Source organism: Pseudomonas sp. DF11, assembly GCF_058148565.1.
In genome coordinates, this window is sequence record NZ_JBYVYN010000004.1 from 532,661 (window position 1) to 550,136 (window position 17,476).

The following is a 17,476-nucleotide window of genomic DNA, read 5'->3' on the forward strand; positions in this document are numbered from 1 at the left end:
GGCTGCAAAGGCGCGCAGTGTACGCCAGGTCGCCGTCAAAGTGGATAAGCGAGTCTCGTCCGACCGTGTGGGTGTTTCGATATATATATGTATGACATAGGCGCATTGAGGGGCGGATAAGGTGCGGGTCCACGCAACAGGGAGGAATGTGATGGACTACACGGCCGAGTGGCAAACAAACGTGAACGGCGCGGGGGTAGTCGCGACCCCGCAGGTGGCAACTGCCCAGGCGACTTTGGAAAAACTGTCTCGCTGGCAGGCGGTTATCGACGCTCGACTGCAAACCCAGATGACCTTGCTGGAGCTGCTGGAAGAGTATTTATTGGTCGAACTGCGCACCCATTATTACCAAGGCAACATTGATCCACACTTTATCGGCACCCTGCTCGACACGGTGCTACAACGTTTGATCGATCGCGAGCCCGTGGCGGCTGACGATGAACAGGACGCGCCGTACCGGTGGCCGGGCGGAGCCGACCTGGGCTTTGCGGTCGAGCGCCAGGAGGTCATTGCCCAGGTGGTGGAAGGAACCGCCGCCGGTTTTATCCAGCACTACAAGGACTATCTGCGCCGTCATTGGCAAATAGCAGAGGGCGACGCTGCGCTTGAGGCGCTGATCAGGCAAAAACTCGGCGAGCATAGGGTCGCGATCGACAGGCTGTTCCAGCCAGACCAGTTGATCGGCCTGGATGCCGATGGGCTACGGGAAAACATCGAAAAGCTTCAGGACTCCTGGCGTCGGACGAATCAGTTGAGCGCTTTGGCAACTGCTCAGGAGCGCCAGAATCTCAAGGCGATAACCCGTTTGCAGTTGCCTGATTGGCTGCGGGGGCTGAGCAACGCTGAGCACAAACGGCTGAGGGCTTTTCAGGAGCAGACCGCGCAAGCACAGGCGCTGGTGGATGAACTGCTTGAGGGCCTGGGTTCGCTGCGAGCCTTCGCCCGGCATCTGGCCAAGGACTATGTCCGGCGCGAACTGGACATGGAGGTCGAGCCCGACAGCATTCGCGTGCAGTTGCAGTGGCGTTCCATCATTGACCAGCCGGTGCAGACCCGCAGCCTGAGCGAGCTGTTGGCAGCGGGGCCGGTAAGGCCGGACAGCGTGTCGGTGTTCCTGGTTGAAAACGGTGGCATGTTGCGTAACCAGCCACTGTCGCCGGCCTTCATTATCCAACTGCTGGCGGATGTGGATGCTCCCGGCGGGTATTTGTCGGCATTGCGCAGCCAATATGACCGCGCGGACCTGAAGGACGCCATGCTCGATTGGTTCGTGGCGCGGCTGGAGCAAAGCGCGTATATCGCCCGTTGTGCCGGTCATTTGCAGGCAGCCCACCACGACGCTCTCAAAACCCTCTGGGAGAGCGAGGCCTCGGCGCAATCGGGCAGCATTTGGCGGGTGTCCTGTCTTGCCCTTCCAAACGCGCTGAAGTGTTCCGATCTGCTGTTGTTTTACCGTGAAGACAGGCCGGGACAGCTCAGTGACCTGTTGCTGTATGCCCCCGGCAAGCCTGATGGCCAGGAATGGATCGAGTTGCCCTCGCTTCGGGCCGTGAGCGCGGAGATTGGGGCATGGCTTGAAAACGAAGCGGGTCGCCAATACCTGCTGCAGCAACTCTCTGTGGCCGAGCGTGATGTGGCGCGTGAGTACTTTGCTAGCGTGGCGGACAAGCCGGCGGTGTGGGATCTGAACACAGACCTCAGGGGGACGACGACGGTCTTCAGGGCATGTCTCGAGACGTCCGTTGCAATGGGCCTGGCCAATAACCTTGCGCAGGTGGAGCAGGACGAATCACCCCAGTGGTACGCCACCCTGGCGCTGGAGTCCCGGCGAATCATCAGCAGTTTGAGCCAGGAGTTTCGGCTTCATCAGCAGATCTTCAACGAGCAGATGGCCGGTTATGAAGTCTTTGTGGACTTCGCCAAGCGTACGGTCAGCCAGGCCATCGCGCCGTACATGCGCAGCAAGGGTGTGCGCGAAGCGGTTGACCCGGCAACGGTGCTCATCGACTACAGCCCGGGGTTGGCGGATGGCAAGACGAAGGTCGCCAGCCTGCTGGATCTCGCCATCCATGGGTATGACGATAACTGGGGCATCGATAATCCCAGGAAGGGCGTCCATTCATCGGTTGGGCAGGACCTGGGGCAGGTCCGCAGTGCGGAGCTGGCGACCTATATTCGGCGGGCTTATGTGGGGGAGCAGTATGCACGCCAGATTCGCGCCCGGTTCCTCGATGCCAGTGCTCCCGAATACACCAGGCGACGCAATGCTTACCGCAGCCTGTTGTTGACCAGGATGGATCGCGACCTGCGTGTCGCGGCGGGCAAGTCCTTGGTGAGTGCCGGTGAATTCTGGTGGCTCACCCGGCAAATCACGCTGCTGAGTGAGTCGATGCCTGTAGACGGTGCAGTGAGTTCAGAGGCCGTCGCAACGCGTGAGGGGCTGTTCAGGTTTACCGTCGGCGGTCATGTCGTATTGGGCGTCTATGTCTTTGCGTACTTTGATCCGAAGGGGGTCTATTGGCTGTACACGCCCGACGCTCCGGATGGCGTCATGTTCCGCCAATACCAGGACTTCCCCGGGGCGGTCGCTGCGCGCCTGCGTGACTACATGCTCGAGCGCGTGGCAGTCGGTGCCCGTGCCGCCGCAAGGCGCGCGCTGGTGGGGTTGGCGACGGCGAGTGTTGGCATCGATGCATTGCGTGAGTTCAATCGGGTGATGGATATCTCGTCGCAATTCGATGCCTACATCGAGCGCGCTGTCACCGACGTGGAGGACGTCACCAAAAGTCGTGGCGAGATGATCAGGTATCAGGTGATCAAGGGACTGCTCTTTGCCTCCGCTCCTGTGTGCATGGTTTATCCGCCCTTTGCCCTATTGCTGGATGCCGGTTTCATCGCCCTCAGTTCCAGGCAGGCGATCGAGGCGCATGTGCAGGGCGACACGAATCGGGCGCTCCAGCATTGGTTGCAAGCGACTTGGGGGGCGCTGTTCGGCACGCTTGGGGCAATGAGCATGGCCACACTGCTGGGGCACGCCGTCCGGAGCTTGAAGCTCGCCGTGAGGCCGACGTCACTGGCTGCCCAGCGCTTGAGGCATGTGCCAGCGGTTGCCACCAAGGAAGCCGGGCCGCTGATCCAGCCCATCCGTTTCAATCCGAAACAGGCGGTCAGGAAACCGCCCAAGGATTTGCAGTGGGTGCCCGACGGGGCTTTCCAGGGCACCTATCTCAGCCCGTCCAGCGCAACCCAGCCACGAAATGCCTTCTACATACGGCATAAAGGCCGGTACTACCAGGTAAGGGGAGATGTCTATTTCGACGGTTTGTGCCTGGTGGATGCCCGTCGTCCCGGCGCATTTTACAAGCCGCCCGTGTACCGGATGGCGAATGGCAAATGGGCACGTAGACCCGTCGGTATGAGCGGCGGAAATGACGAGGTACGCAATCTGGGGCGAGTGAGCGATCTGCGGGAGGGGTTTCCCGGGCATGTCTTCCCCGATGTGGCGCGAGGCGCGTTGCAAGGCGAAGCGGTGGTGGCGAGATTCAGCGAAGCGGCGGCGGACAATTATCTGTTCTCGTTGAACGCGCAGACCTGTGTGATCGCTTCGCTGTACAACCCGGCCACCAGGGTGGGGGCAGTCATTCATTTCGATCACAATATCCGCACGTTGATCGAACGCAGTGTTCGTGATGTGACGCAGCGCCTGGGAGGGGCCGCCAAGGATATCCGCGCCACCCTGGTGGGTGGAGACTGGTTGACGGGGGCCGATATTGGCGGGCGGGTGAGATCGGCGATGAGGCGCAAGGGGCTGCAGCCTACCTGGGATCATTGGTCGTATTCTTCCTGCTTCGGGAATACCTACGGCGTGTCACTGGATCTGCGCAGTGGGGTCACCTCGGTATTCAAGACCTCACAGAATCAGGTTGAGCGCTACTACATCCCGGTGCTGGCGAGGGCGAAAAAGAGTTCTGATCCGGTGTCGGTGCGTGCCCGTGGGTTCATGACGCGCTTGCGCAGCGAACCACTGGTAGCCAATGCCAATGGTGCAGTTCACACCCCGCAGGGCAGGCCGGCGACGGCGGCGCAGATCGAAGCGCACGCGTTCGCTACCGTGGCGCTGAGCTGATTCATTCGCGTGTCTGAAAGACTGGCAAAAAAAGACCCCGGCCAATTGACCGGGGTCTTTTCTACACCACTTGAAACATCAGTGCTGGCTGCCCAGCTTGTGTTCCAGGTAATGGATGTTGACGCCGCCTTTGCAGAAGCCTTCGTCACGGACCAGGTCGCGGTGCAGCGGGATGTTGGTCTTGATCCCGTCTACCACGATTTCGTCCAGGGCATTGCGCATGCGCGCCATGGCTTCGTCACGGGTTGCCCCGTAGGTGATCAGCTTGCCGATCAACGAATCGTAGTTCGGTGGAACGGCATAACCGCTGTACAGGTGCGAGTCGACGCGAACGCCATTGCCGCCCGGGGCATGGAAGTGCTTGACCGTACCTGGGCTTGGCATGAAGGTTTTCGGGTCTTCGGCGTTGATCCGGCATTCCAGCGCGTGACCGCGGATGACCACGTCATCCTGGGTGAACGACAGCTTGTTGCCGGCGGCGATGCTGAGCATCTCCTTGACGATGTCGATACCGGTGACCATTTCCGAAACCGGGTGCTCCACCTGAACACGGGTGTTCATTTCGATGAAGTAGAAACGCCCGTTCTCGTACAGGAACTCGAACGTACCGGCACCGCGGTAGCCGATGTCGATGCAGGCCTTGACGCAGCGTGCCAGGACTTCCTCGCGAGCTTTCTCGTCGATGCCCGGTGCCGGCGCTTCTTCGAGAACCTTCTGGTGACGGCGTTGCAGCGAGCAATCGCGGTCGCCCAGGTGGATCGCATGGCCCTGGCCGTCGGACAGCACCTGGACTTCGACGTGGCGTGGGTTGGTCAGGAATTTTTCCAGGTAGACCATCGGGTTGCCGAACGCCGCGCCAGCTTCGGAGCGGGTCAGTTTCGCCGAGGAAATAAGGTCTTCTTCCTTGTGTACCACGCGCATGCCGCGACCACCGCCGCCGCCAGCGGCCTTGATGATCACCGGATAACCGACTTCGCGACCGATGCGCAGAGCGGTTTCTTCGTCTTCAGGCAGCGGGCCGTCGGAACCCGGAACGGTTGGAACGCCGGCGGCGATCATGGCGTGCTTGGCCGATACCTTGTCGCCCATCAGGCGGATGGTTTCGGCTTTCGGGCCAATGAAGGCGAAACCGGAATTTTCGACCTGTTCGGCGAAGTCGGCGTTTTCCGCCAGGAAGCCGTAGCCCGGGTGAATGGCGGTGGCGCCGGTCACTTCGGCAGCGGCGATGATCGCCGGGATGTGCAGGTAGGAGTGCGCAGCCGACGCCGGACCGATGCAGACGGATTCGTCCGCCAGGCCCAGGTGCATCAGTTCTTTGTCGGCCTTGGAGTAAACGGCGACGGTCTTGATGCCCATCTCTTTGCAGGCACGCAGAATCCGCAGGGCGATCTCACCGCGGTTAGCGATCAGAACTTTTTCCAACTTCGCAGTCATCAAAGGCTCTCCGCGGTTCAAACGATGGTGAACAGCGGTTGGTCGTACTCAACCGGCTGGCCGTCTTCGACGAGGATGGACTCGATCACACCGCTGGTTTCAGCTTCGATGTGGTTCATCATCTTCATGGCTTCGACGATGCACAGGGTGTCGCCTTTCTTCACGGTCTGGCCGACTTCAACGAAGGACGGCGAGGTTGGCGAAGACTTGCGATAGAACGTGCCCACCATTGGCGAACGGGCGACAGTGCCGTTGAGCGTCGGTGCCGCAGGTGCGGCTGGCGCTGCGGCGGCAACCGGGGCGGCTGCTGGAGCGGGCGCGGCGGCCGGAGCCTGCATTGGGGCCGGTGCATAGAACTGCTGGGCCGGGGTCTTGCTGTGGCGGCTGATGCGTACGGACTCTTCGCCTTCCTTGATCTCAAGCTCGTCGATGCCGGACTCTTCCAGCAATTCGATCAATTTCTTAACTTTACGGATATCCATGAATCATCAACTCCCAAGGGTCGGTCAGGGGCGTTTAACGCTTGTTGTTCAAGCTGTTGCCGGTCTTTCAAGCTGCTCTAGGGCGGCCTCCAGGGCCAGTCGGTAACCACTGGCGCCGAGGCCGCAAATCACTCCCACTGCTACATCGGAGAAGTAGGAGTGATGACGGAAAGGTTCGCGTTTGTGCACGTTGGACAAATGCACTTCGATGAATGGGATGCTCACCGCCAGCAGCGCGTCACGTAATGCGACACTTGTGTGTGTAAAAGCTGCTGGATTGATCAAAATGAAATCCACGCCTTCGCCACGGGCGGCATGGATGCGGTCGATCAATTCGTATTCGGCGTTGCTTTGCAGATAGAGCAAATGATGGCCGGCATTGCGGGCCCGCTGCTCGAGGTCCTGGTTGATCTGGGCCAGTGTCACGGCCCCGTAGACGCCCGGTTCACGGGTGCCCAGCAGGTTCAGGTTGGGTCCATGCAGGACCAATAGGGTCGCCATCTGCTGTTCCTTGTTATCTGTGAGCAGGTATCAGAACCTGGCGACTATGCCGCAAAGCCTTAATGACTGTCCAGTTCTCGGCAATAGCCAGCACGATGACCGATGTTTACGCGAAATTTGTGACCATGCTCCAAAATCCGGTCATCCCCGGTTTCGCCAGACTGTACTGAACCCTTTGGTACGAGCAGGCTCGCGAAGATGGCGGCACATTCAATATCGATGCAAGCTGACCCACCGCGATCGCGAGCAGGCTCGCTCCCTCAATGGTTCAGTGGCGGACATTAGTCCTGCGACCGGAATGGTTCTGTGGCGCTTAAACTCGGAACGCCTGCACTGCGGTGTGCAGCCGTCCGCCCAGCACCAGCAGGTTGTCGCCCTGTTCCCGACCCTGGCCGATGCGCAGCAGGTTGTCTGCACCTAATTGGTGAATCCGCTCGCTGTGGTCGCGGATTTCGCTGACGGCGCCGCTTTGTTGGGCGGTGACGTCGGCGATACGTACCGCCGTGGCGGAGATGGTCTGGATGGCGCCGACGATTTCGTCCAGCGCGCCGTCGGCCGCTTGCGCCTGGTTGGCGGTGGCTTCGGCGTGTTCGACCTGGGCACGCATGCCGTCCACCGATTGGCGCGCGGCCAGTTGCAAGCGGGCGATCAGCGTCTGGATTTCGGCAGTGGCGCCGGCCGTGCGTTGGGCCAGGGAACGGACCTCCTCGGCCACCACCGCGAAGCCCCGGCCCATTTCCCCGGCGCGGGCCGCTTCGATGGCGGCGTTGAGGGCCAGCAGGTTGGTCTGGTCGGCAATCGAGCGAATCACCGTCAATACGCCGCCGATGGTGGCGGATTCCTCGGCCAGTTGTTCGATCATCTGCGCGTTGCCCTGCACTTCCCCCACCAGTGCGTGCAGGCCGGTGAGGCTCAGGCCGATAACCTTCTGTCCTTGCTCCACGGCATGGCCGGCGCTGCGGCTGGCGTCCGCGGCCTGGCTGGCGTCGCCGGCCACTTGCTGGATCGTCGCTTCCAGTTCGCTGAGGGAATCACGGATCAGCGCCGTGTCGCCGGCCTGATCCTCGGCGCCGCTGTGTAGCTCGCCGCTCAACTCGGCCAGGGCCCGGCTGCTGCCGGCAACCTGTTCGGCGTTGACGCGGATGGTGCCCACCAGGTCCACCAGATAGGCGCGCAGACGATTGAGCGACGCTTCGATGTCTTGCAACTCGCGATTGCTGGCGCCCACATGGATATCGCGGCTGAAATCCCCTTCGGCCCAGGTCGACAGGGCCGGAGCCAGGTGCGTCAAGGTGCGGGCCAGGCGTCGCTGCAAGGTGTCGATGAGCAGTGCGATCAGCAGGATCAAGCCAATCATCACCCCTTGGATCAGGCGAACCTCTCCCTGGATCTGCCCATGCTGGGCCCGCACCGCCGGTTCCATGGCATCGATCGCCTGTTGCACGTCGGCGATTTTCAGGTGCGTGGCGCTGCTCAGCTCGGTGCGTTTCTGGATCAGTTCGCGGGTACGGGTCAATTCGGCGGGGTAGCGGCCCAGCAGGCTGTTGAGTTCACGCTTGAGGGCGATGCCGGCATCTTCGGCAGCGGTTTTTTCCTGGGTCTCCAGACCCATCAGCGCGGCGAAATCATCGCTGCCCGACTCACTGCTGGCAGTGACGCCCAGCAGTGGCAGGCTGTCGAGGCGTTCGGCCTCCAGGCGAATGCTCGCCAGTTCCCGCTCGACGTCGGCGGCCAATTCGCTGCGACCGCTGCTGACCAGTTTGTCCCGTGTAAGGGATAACCGGCCCAGGTGCTGCGAAGCGGCAAACAACGCGGGCAAGTAGGCTGGGGTGCCATTGGCGTATTGGGCCAGTTGGTCGAGGCTGGCGCTCAGTTCGCGCTCGGCTTGCAACAACAAGGCTTGCGGATCGCCGGCCAGTTTGCCGGCGGCCAGCAGGTCGGTCTTGCTGAAACTGTCGAGGTTCGACAGGCTCGGGCGCAGGGTCTTGGCCAGTGCCGGGGGAAACTGATCGAGGTCTTTTTGCAGGGTCTCCAGGGCCTGGGTCGCAGCGCTCAGGCGCAAGGCGTCGCCGCTGGCCAGGTAGTCCTCGATGTTGCGTGCCACATCGCCCTGGAATTGCCGCGACAGGCCCAGGTAGCGCTCCATCAGCAAGTAGGGGCGTTCCAGGGCGACCTGCGACCACCATAGCGTGGCCCCAAGGCCCAGGCACACGGCAACGAGAAGAAGGGTGTTGAGATTGGTCAGCAGCTTCAGGCGCATCAAGGGTCTACCAAGGGCAGAATCGTAAGTGCCTGAATTTATTGCGCTTGCGTTACAGGTTTATGACTGAATCGGTCGATTCCGATGAAAAGGTGGCACTTTGCTTTGATTGCCGGGCGCTCTGTACCCGATTGCGCCCGGCGTGCTTGGCGCGGTACAGCGCTTCGTCCGCCTGACTGGCCATCATCAGGCTGTCGGAGTCATCGCTCATCTCCACCACGCCGGCACTGAAGGTGCACCACAAATCCTGGGGCTGGGCCGGATAGTGGATTTCGGCAAAGCGCTGGCGAATTTCATCCAGCACCTTGCAGGCGGCGTCGATATCGGTGTCGGGCATGACGATGGCGAATTCTTCGCCGCCGTAACGGCCGATGAAGTCGGTCTTGCGCAGGCGCTGCTTGAGAAACAGCGCCAGGCTCTTGATCACCCGGTCGCCCATGGGATGGCCGTGGCTGTCATTGACCCGTTTGAAATGGTCGATGTCGAGCATGGCGAAGCTCAGGGGCTTGCCTTCGCGACGGGCGCGGAAGCTGCAATCCTCGAGCAGTTGCAGGATATGGGTATGGTTGTACAGGCCGGTGAGGCTGTCGCGCACCATCCGCGCCTTGAGGTTGCGCGCTCGTGCGGCACGGTTGCGCACGGTGGTGATCAGGTGCCGGGGCTTGATCGGTTTGGTCAGGAAGTCGTCGCCGCCCTCGCTCATGGCGTCGAGTTGCTTGTCCAGGTCGTCTTCGGCGGACAGGTAGATGATCGGCACGCTGACATAACGGTCGTTGTGGCGAATCACCTTGGCCAGTTCCGTGCCGGTGCAGGCCGGCATGTACATGTCGAGGATGATCAGGTCGGGCTGGAAATCCGCCAGCTCGGCCATGGCCTGGATGGGTTCGATCAGCGTGCGGGTGATGATGCCGGCACTGTTGAGCAAGCGTTCGGTGTGCATGGCCTGGGCGCGGGAGTCATCAATGATCAGCACTTTGTACGGATCGTACTGGGCGACGCAGGTCAGCACTTCGATCTTTTCCAGCAGGCTCGAGGCTTCGAGGGTGCCGGTGAGAAACTCCTGGCCACCGGCGCGCACCGCGGCCAGGCGTGTCGGCGTGTCGGTTTCCAACAGGCTGAAGAACAACAGCGGCAACGGTTGTTCCAGGCCTTCCTGGGCTTCGGCGGCCAGTTTCAGGCCGGCGCCGGGGCCGCTGAAATCCACATCCATGACAATCGCTGCCGGCAGGCGCTCGACCATCGCGGCCCGGAACGCCGCGACATTGTCCAGCGCCTGGGCGCTGAGGCCGAAGAACTCCAGCTGTTTGGCCAGGCGCTCGGCGCGGTCATGGTCCTGCAGCAACACGTAGATGGGTTTGCGCAGCGGTGGCAGGAAGGTTTGTTCGAGCTGGTCGCCGTGGCGCAGGCCGGTACGAGACAAGCGCTGCATCAAGCGGTTGATTTCGGTGATCAGGTGGCTGCTCAGGCGCCCGCGATTGGCGTCCACCGCTTGCAGCGACTGGCTGATGCCTTGGGCCAGTTGGGAATGCTCGGGCTGTTCGAAGCGCTCGGCAAAGCGCAGCAAGCGCAGATTGGCCTCGCTGAGCTCGGCCAGGTCGGTGCTTGACCACTCAGTGCGTTGCAGGCGCTGCCAAATCTCCAGGATCTGACGAGCCTGATGAATTACCCGCTGGGCAAAGTGGTGCTTGAGGCGCTCACGGCTGGGGTCTTCTGGCTCGGTCATATCCTGACAACTAGTTAAGGTGCATGCTGAGATTGACTGGTGGCTCTATGCTAGCACCTCTTTTCACCCACATGAGTGTCATACGTCAATAATCTGTCCTGGCACGAAATTCAGTTTGTGACCGGTCAGTCTCATAGGCCGCTGGCAGCGCTTCCTTTATAGTGCCGGTTCGACTGCCTTGTCGTGGCCGGCATGATTGGTGGCGCATTATCGCGTTTCAAATCAGGCACGATGGCGTAGGGTTGTGGTCGAACCGTGAACTCAAGTGATTGAAGGGATATCGCCATGCTGGACTGGAAAAACCGCGCGGGCAGCGCGCCTGAACGTGCCGCCGAGCCGAAATCGGAGGCCCGCAGCTACCTGGGCGGGCTTTTTTTCAGCCGCGCACTGGCCACGTTGATCGGCCTTTACCTGTTGGTGACCATTGCCGTCGGCTGGTATTGGAGCCAGGAGCCCGCGCTGTTCCCGGTGCAGCAGAACGCCCAGGCCGCGGCCGAGAAGGACGGCCGGCAGATGGTGGTGGGCTACACCACGGTCGAGACGCTCAAGACGGTGGCCGGGACCCTGCTGACCAAGCCGGGTGGCTACATCTCCAATGACCGCTTCCCGCCAGGCCTGTGGATGGACAACATGCCGAGCTGGGAATATGGCGTGCTGGTGCAGGTTCGCGACCTGAGCCGCGCCCTGCGCAAGGACTTCGCCCGTTCCCAGTCCCAGTCCGCCGAGGACGCCGACCTGGCCAAGGCCGAGCCGCGCTTCAACTTCGATAACCGCAGTTGGGTGCTGCCCTCCAGTGAGTCTGAGTATCAGGAAGGCATCAACTCCCTGAGCCGCTATCAGGCGCGCCTGTCCGACCCGAGCCAGAAAAGCGCACTGTTCTACGCCCGTGCCGACAACTTGAACAACTGGCTGGGGGATGTCGGCACTCGCCTGGGTTCGTTGTCCCAGCGCCTGTCGGCCAGCGTTGGCCGGGTCAAGCTCAACACCTCGTTGAAAACCGAAGTCCCGGCCCCGGGCCAGGTGCCACAAGTGGATGAAGAAGTGGTCGAGACCCCGTGGCTGCAAATCGATAACGTGTTCTACGAGGCCCGCGGTCAGGCTTGGGCGCTGTCGCACCTGCTGCGCGCCATCGAAGTGGACTTCGCCGATGTACTGGCGAAAAAGAACGCCACGGTCAGCGTGCGGCAGATCATTCGTGAACTGGAAGCGTCCCAGGAACCGGTCTGGAGCCCGATGATCCTCAACGGCAGCGGCTTCGGTGTATTGGCGAACCACTCGCTGGTCATGGCCAACTACATTTCCCGGGCCAACGCAGCGGTCATCGACTTGCGGCAACTGCTGAACCAGGGCTGATACATGAGCGAAAGCCCCCGGGAGGTCGCTCACCGAGTGGCCTCGGATGCCGAGTTGATCGCGTGGGTCGATGAGCAGGACAACCTGCTTGGCAGCCTGGTGCGTTCAGAGCTGCGCGAGCGCGGCCTGATCGGACGTGGCACCTACATCATGCTGTTCAACTCGGCCGGTGAGCTCTGCGTGCACCGGCGTACCCTGAGCAAGGCCATTTACCCCGGTTTCTGGGACGTGGCGGCGGGTGGCATGGTGCAGGCCGATGAGACCTACGCCGAATCGGCCGCCCGTGAGCTGGCGGAAGAACTGGGGGTGAGCGGCGTGGAACTGACCGCCCACGACCATTTTTATTTCGAAGACCCCGGCAGTCGCCTGTGGTGCTCGGCGTTCTCGGCGGTGTGGGACGGCCCGCTGGTCCTGCAACCGGAAGAGGTCCTCGAAGCGCGTTTCCTGCCGCTCGAGCAGGTGCTCGAGGAAATCCAGTGCAAGCCTTACTGCCCAGACTCTTTGGCGGCGCTCGAGCGCTATTTGCGGGCCCATGGCGACGGCGTCGCAAAGAAGCTATAAATTGGCGCTGATTGGCCCTTAGCAAGTCGGCTTTTTGCCGTTACACTGCGCGACTTTTCAAGCTGAACCGTCTCTGCGGTCCAGTAGCGCTGCCCCTGCCTGAGTGGGGTTTCGCGGTCGAGGCACGTTCCCCCTCGGCCAGTCTTTGTCCTCCCAAGAGGATTGCCGGTGGCCAAAAAAGCCGCATCCTTCGCCGCCCTGGGCGGCCTGGTATTTTCTACCGACGCCGGTCGTCATTGTCCTGATTGCCGTCAACCGGTGAATGCCTGCATCTGCAAACAGACCGCCATCCCTGAAGGTGACGGCATTGCGCGCGTGCGCCGTGAAAGCAAAGGCCGCGGCGGCAAGACAGTGACCACGATTACCGGCGTGCCGTTGGCCGAAGACGCGCTCAAGGAACTGGCCACCACGCTGAAGAAACGCTGTGGCACCGGTGGCGCGTTGAAAGACGGCATCATCGAGATCCAGGGCGATCACGTCGAGCTGCTGCTGGCGGAACTGGTCAAGCACGGGTTCAAGGCAAAGAAATCCGGCGGCTAGCAGCCTCTGTGAAAACCACCCTCGGCTTGACCCGAACCCACGTTCGAGGTCGCCCGCATGGTTTTCACAGAGCCTGTTCTGAACGGGTTTCTAAACTCATCGCTGGGAGCAGGGTCTACCTTGCGAACAGGCAATTCGTCATTTTCACTCTCTAGACTGCCCCAGCCTCCGACCGGATGGTGCATTTTGACTTCTTTATAGGGGACTTCGATGTCCGTACGACGCACACGCAAAGACGATGGCAGCCAATGGACAGTTGCGGACAGCCGCAGTGTTTACGGGATTCGCCATTGGGGGGCCGGGTATTTCGCGATCAATGAAGCCGGTCGCGTCGAAGTCCGTCCGAACGGTCCCGACAGCTCGCCCATCGACCTGTTCGAGCAAGTCGATCAGTTGCGCCAGAGTGGCCTGTCGCTGCCTTTGCTGGTGCGCTTTCCCGACATCCTGCAAGACCGCGTACGCCAGCTTACCGGTGCCTTCGACAGCAACATCGCGCGCCTGGAATACCAGAGCAAGTACACCGCGCTCTATCCGATCAAGGTCAACCAGCAAGAAGCGGTGATCGAGAACATCATCGCCACCCAGAACGTCTCCATCGGCCTGGAAGCCGGTTCCAAGCCGGAACTGCTGGCGGTGCTGGCCCTGGCGCCGAAGGGCGGTACCATCGTCTGCAACGGCTACAAGGACCGTGAGTTCATCCGCCTGGCGCTGATGGGCCAGAAGCTTGGTCACAATGTATTCATCGTCATCGAGAAAGAGTCCGAAGTCGGCCTGGTGATCGAAGAGGCCACGGCGCTCAAGGTCAAGCCACAGGTTGGCCTGCGGGTGCGCCTGTCGTCCCTGGCGTCGAGCAAGTGGGCTGATACCGGTGGCGAGAAATCCAAGTTCGGCTTGTCTGCCGCGCAATTGCTGTCGGTGGTCGAGCGCTTCCGCGCGGCCGGCCTGGACCAGGGCATTCGCCTGCTGCACTTCCACATGGGCTCGCAGATCGCCAACCTGGCGGACTACCAGCACGGCTTCAAGGAAGCGATCCGTTACTACGGTGAACTGCGCAACCTCGGCCTGCCGGTGGATCACATCGACGTCGGTGGCGGCCTGGGCGTGGACTACGACGGTACCCACTCGCGCAATGCCAGCTCGATCAACTACGACATGGACGATTACGCCGGGGTCGTGGTCGGCATGCTCAAGGAGTTCTGCGATGCCCAGAGTTTGCCGCATCCGCACATCTTCTCCGAAAGCGGCCGCTCGCTGACCGCCCACCACGCCATGCTGGTGGTGCAGGTGACCGACGTCGAGAAACACAACGATGACGTGCCGGTGATCGAAAACAAGGAAAGCCTGCCGGAAACCGTGCAATGGCTAGTTGACCTGCTGGGCCCGACCGATATCGAGATGGTCACCGAGACCTACTGGCGCGCCACTCACTACATGAGCGACGTGGCGACCCAGTATGCCGACGGCAAGTTGACCCTGGCTGAAAAAGCCTTGGCCGAGCAGTGCTACTTCGCGGTGTGCCGTCGCCTGCACAACTCGTTGAAGGCCCGCCAGCGTTCCCATCGGCAAGTGCTGGATGAGCTCAACGACAAGCTGGCCGACAAATACATCTGCAACTTCTCGGTTTTCCAGAGCCTGCCGGACACCTGGGCCATCGGCCAGGTGCTGCCAATCCTGCCGCTGCATCGCCTGGACGAAGAGCCGTTGCGCCGCGCCGTGCTGCAAGACCTGACCTGCGACTCCGACGGCAAGATCAAGCAGTACGTCGACGAGCAGAGCATCGAGACCAGCCTGCCGGTTCACGGTCTCAATCCAGGTGAAGACTATCTGCTGGGCATCTTCCTGGTGGGCGCCTACCAGGAAATCCTCGGTGACATGCACAACCTGTTCGGTGACACCGACTCGGTGAACATCTACCAGAACGCCGATGGCAGCGTATACCACGCCGGTATCGAAACCCACGACACCATCGAAGACATGCTGCGCTATGTGCACCTGTCGCCGGAGGAGTTGATGACTCACTACCGCGACAAGTGCGCCAGCGCCCGTATCAGCGCCGCCGAACGTACCCAGTTCCTCGATGCCTTGCGCCTGGGGCTGACGCGTTCGTCCTACCTGTCGTCTTGATGGGCAAGTTTGTGGCGAGGGGCTCCCCCTTTTAACTGATCGGCATCGCCCTCCGGAGCTGTCAGAAAAAACACCGCATGTTGCGGGTTTTTTCGGATAGTTCCGGAGGGCGTTTTTGTTTACGCCACGGCTACTTCCTCCCTCCGGTGCGTTTAACCGGCGATGTCCTTATTTCGTGTAGTCCCTTTCCTAACTTGTACTTGGCCCCTCTACTCGGCCATGGCTCTCGGCGAGAATCCCCGGCCGCCCCTCCTGTAGAGAAACGCCGATGTCCGATCCAGCCAGCGAACCAGCATTTCGTCTGGAGATAGCCGGTCTGCCCGAGCCCGTTGACGTCGTGGCCTTCACGGGTAGCGAAGCCATCAGCGAACCCTTCGTCTATGAAGCGCAGCTGTTGTTGCCCGATGCGAACCTGGACTTGGCGGGCCTGCTGTACCGCAGCGTCTGGTTGAGCTTCGGGGCGCCAGGCCGGGGCATTCACGGGCAGCTTCATGAGTTGGTCCAACACCCTCATGGCGCCGGCTGCCGGGTGCGTATCGGACCGAAGCTGGCCTGTCTGGCGCAGCGCTTCAGCCAACGGGTCTTCAGCGCCCGCTCGGTGCCGCAGATCATTCGCCAGGTGCTCAAGGCCCATGGCATCAGTGGCCGCGGCCTGTGCCTGGACTTGAGTGGTGATTATCCACCGCAGGATTTCTGTACCCAGTATCGGGAATCGGACTTGCAGTTTCTTCAACGCGTATGCGCCCAGGCGGGGATTCATTTTCATTTCGAACACACCCGGGACGGACACTGTCTGGTGTTCGCCGACAATGCCCACAGTTTTCCCCCCGCCGGTGCAGCGGTTTACGCAGGCGACGGGGCGACTGTCGCGGTGCGGACCTTCAGCGTGCAGACCGATGTGTCGGGGGAGCAGGTCGCCCGGGGCCGTAGTGATCTGATGAACCTGCATGGTGGTCAGGTGTTGTCGCTGACGGATCATCCTTTTGCCGGTTGGAACCGGCGCTGGCTGTTGACGAAGGTCGAGCACCGGGCGCAGGCGGGGGTGTACGGCAATCATTTCAGGGCCATCCCCCGGGGCGTGCTGTTCGTGCCGGATAAGATCCCGGCAAAACCGCGGATGGTGAGCCGGCAACGCGGCTGGGTCGTGGCGGTGGACGAGCCGCCGGCGTTGGGGGCAGGGCGTGTGGCGGTGCAGTTCGACTGGGTCTATCAGGGCGAAGGTTCCAGCCCCAGCCATTGCTGGCTGCCCTTGGCGCCCGAACTGGTCGCGGGCGGAGCGGGCGCCCTGGGTGACGGCACCGAGGTGCTGGTGAGCTTTATCGAAGGCGATCCGGATCGGCCATTGATCAGTGCATTTCTGAACGTGCCTGTCCCAGGGGCGGTTGCGGATGAATCATCCCCAGGCGAAACATTTGGGCAGTCTGTTGCCGATCCGCTCCTGTTGGCTGCAATCCGTGACGCCGAGCCGCTGGTCTTGTTGTGCCTGTTGCCTGAAGGCGGGCCCTTCAGCCCATGCGCCCAACCGCTGTGCACCTGCCGTATGCTCATGGGGCGTGGCGCGGGCATTGCTCGATGAGTGCCGCTGCCCTGTCTGGATCAACGCCGCAATGGCTGTTGCTCGATGTACCGAGTGCGCCCGGAGCTGCGCGGCTTGTGCATGCGCAGTTCGCCAAGGCCCCGTGCTTTGCCCTGTTTGAAGGTACCGAGCTGCATGGGCTGCGAGAGCACGGTCCGCTGCTGGTGGATCTGCGTCAATCGCCTGCTCTGGCCAGCCTCTGTCACCTGGACCCACGTTCCTGGCCGGGGCTGCTGTTGGTCAGCTCATCGCCCGTCGGGCAATTGCTGGCGCATCTGCGGCGCATGCTGACGGTGACGATAGGCCTGCATCACAAAGCCTTGTTGAGCTACTACAACCCGCACATTGCCAGCTATTTCTTCGACGGTTGCGACCCTCAGGAACTCAGTTGCTGGCTGGGCCCGATCAGCCTGTTGCGCTGGTTTGGTGGCACCTGGGCCGACCGGGCGATCGGCAGCCAGGGTTGGCAGCAACTGTCCAACCCGGGGCTGCCGGTGGCGGCGCTGGAGACGGAGCACTGCCTCAGCGACCGACAGCAGAGCCAGTTGCAACGATGCCTGCTGGAGCGGCACGCCTGGCAATGGTCCCGTGCCACCGGACGTGATTACCGTCGGCTCTGGGAGGATTTGCAGCAGGGACTGACGCTGGGGTTCACGGAGCGGGCGGTGCTCGATGACTGGCTGTGGCTGCGCCTGCAATACCCCGATGCCCGGCCAGTGCCGGATCTGGTGGGCGGGTCGCAGCGTGAGCGGCTCGATCAACTGCGACGGCGCTGGCAGGACAGCCAGGATTGAAG

The 17,476-nt window shown here is 61.8% G+C and carries 12 protein-coding genes; 7 read left to right on the forward strand and 5 right to left on the reverse strand.

Annotated features, from left to right (window positions below; genetic code table 11):
• Window positions 1-151: 151 nt before the first annotated feature.
• A complete protein-coding gene (locus AC30D9_RS15835; protein ID WP_490144370.1) occupies window positions 152-4,126 on the forward strand; it encodes a type III effector 1 in 3,975 nt (1,324 codons plus the stop codon).
• A gap of 78 nt (window positions 4,127-4,204) precedes the next feature.
• Here the strand turns inward: AC30D9_RS15835 and accC are convergent, their stop codons facing one another.
• The 5 genes from accC to AC30D9_RS15860 all read right to left on the reverse strand — a co-directional run bounded on the left by accC (window position 4,205) and on the right by AC30D9_RS15860 (window position 10,526).
• Window positions 4,205-5,560, reverse strand: a complete 1,356-nt coding sequence (accC, locus tag AC30D9_RS15840; RefSeq protein ID WP_490144371.1) for an acetyl-CoA carboxylase biotin carboxylase subunit — start codon at window positions 5,558-5,560, stop codon at window positions 4,205-4,207.
• A 17-nt stretch (window positions 5,561-5,577) separates the two neighbouring features.
• Entirely contained in the window at window positions 5,578-6,042 is a 465-nt protein-coding gene (gene accB / locus AC30D9_RS15845) for an acetyl-CoA carboxylase biotin carboxyl carrier protein (protein WP_134922689.1), read from the reverse strand.
• Between the two features lie 48 nt (window positions 6,043-6,090).
• Window positions 6,091-6,543: a type II 3-dehydroquinate dehydratase gene (gene aroQ / locus AC30D9_RS15850; protein ID WP_109752257.1), complete on the reverse strand. Its 453-nt coding sequence runs from the start codon at window positions 6,541-6,543 to the stop codon at window positions 6,091-6,093.
• Between the two features lie 313 nt (window positions 6,544-6,856).
• On the reverse strand, window positions 6,857-8,803 hold the full coding sequence (locus AC30D9_RS15855) for a methyl-accepting chemotaxis protein (RefSeq protein ID WP_307575976.1): 1,947 nt from the start codon (window positions 8,801-8,803) through the stop codon (window positions 6,857-6,859).
• A 52-nt stretch (window positions 8,804-8,855) separates the two neighbouring features.
• Window positions 8,856-10,526 (reverse strand): GGDEF domain-containing response regulator, encoded by a 1,671-nt coding sequence (locus AC30D9_RS15860; protein ID WP_116834085.1) that lies wholly within the window; start codon window positions 10,524-10,526, stop codon window positions 8,856-8,858.
• Window positions 10,527-10,811: 285 nt separating this feature from the next.
• Between AC30D9_RS15860 and AC30D9_RS15865 the strand changes: the two genes are divergently transcribed.
• The 6 genes from AC30D9_RS15865 (at window position 10,812) to AC30D9_RS15890 (ending at window position 17,474) form a co-directional block, all read left to right on the forward strand.
• Complete coding sequence (locus AC30D9_RS15865; protein ID WP_109752262.1) at window positions 10,812-11,879, forward strand: DUF2333 family protein; 1,068 nt, start codon at window positions 10,812-10,814, stop codon at window positions 11,877-11,879.
• Window positions 11,880-11,882: 3 nt separating this feature from the next.
• Window positions 11,883-12,440 (forward strand): NUDIX hydrolase, encoded by a 558-nt coding sequence (locus tag AC30D9_RS15870; protein ID WP_490144372.1) that lies wholly within the window; start codon window positions 11,883-11,885, stop codon window positions 12,438-12,440.
• A gap of 168 nt (window positions 12,441-12,608) precedes the next feature.
• Window positions 12,609-12,980, forward strand: coding sequence for a translation initiation factor Sui1 (locus AC30D9_RS15875; RefSeq protein WP_490144373.1), 372 nt, complete (start codon window positions 12,609-12,611; stop codon window positions 12,978-12,980).
• 210 nt (window positions 12,981-13,190) lie between these two features.
• Window positions 13,191-15,104 carry an arginine decarboxylase gene (gene speA / locus AC30D9_RS15880; protein WP_490144374.1) on the forward strand — a complete coding sequence of 638 codons (1,914 nt, stop codon included), beginning with the start codon at window positions 13,191-13,193 and terminating at the stop codon, window positions 15,102-15,104.
• A gap of 268 nt (window positions 15,105-15,372) precedes the next feature.
• Complete coding sequence (locus AC30D9_RS15885; protein WP_490144375.1) at window positions 15,373-16,680, forward strand: type VI secretion system Vgr family protein; 1,308 nt, start codon at window positions 15,373-15,375, stop codon at window positions 16,678-16,680.
• A complete protein-coding gene (locus AC30D9_RS15890) occupies window positions 16,677-17,474 on the forward strand; it encodes a DUF4123 domain-containing protein (protein WP_490144376.1) in 798 nt (265 codons plus the stop codon). The genes AC30D9_RS15885 and AC30D9_RS15890 overlap by 4 nt, the downstream gene beginning before the upstream one ends.
• Window positions 17,475-17,476: the final 2 nt, after the last annotated feature.

Coding starts and splice junctions, on each gene's coding strand:
- accB (WP_134922689.1), bottom strand. CDS start 6,042: ATGGATATCCGTAAAGTTAAGAAATTGATCGAATTGCTGGAAGAGTCC.
- AC30D9_RS15890 (WP_490144376.1), top strand. CDS start 16,677: ATGAGTGCCGCTGCCCTGTCTGGATCAACGCCGCAATGGCTGTTGCTC.
- AC30D9_RS15855 (WP_307575976.1), bottom strand. CDS start 8,803: ATGCGCCTGAAGCTGCTGACCAATCTCAACACCCTTCTTCTCGTTGCC.
- speA (WP_490144374.1), top strand. CDS start 13,191: ATGTCCGTACGACGCACACGCAAAGACGATGGCAGCCAATGGACAGTT.
- accC (WP_490144371.1), bottom strand. CDS start 5,560: ATGACTGCGAAGTTGGAAAAAGTTCTGATCGCTAACCGCGGTGAGATC.
- AC30D9_RS15885 (WP_490144375.1), top strand. CDS start 15,373: ATGTCCGATCCAGCCAGCGAACCAGCATTTCGTCTGGAGATAGCCGGT.
- AC30D9_RS15865 (WP_109752262.1), top strand. CDS start 10,812: ATGCTGGACTGGAAAAACCGCGCGGGCAGCGCGCCTGAACGTGCCGCC.
- aroQ (WP_109752257.1), bottom strand. CDS start 6,543: ATGGCGACCCTATTGGTCCTGCATGGACCCAACCTGAACCTGCTGGGC.
- AC30D9_RS15870 (WP_490144372.1), top strand. CDS start 11,883: ATGAGCGAAAGCCCCCGGGAGGTCGCTCACCGAGTGGCCTCGGATGCC.
- AC30D9_RS15835 (WP_490144370.1), top strand. CDS start 152: ATGGACTACACGGCCGAGTGGCAAACAAACGTGAACGGCGCGGGGGTA.
- AC30D9_RS15860 (WP_116834085.1), bottom strand. CDS start 10,526: ATGACCGAGCCAGAAGACCCCAGCCGTGAGCGCCTCAAGCACCACTTT.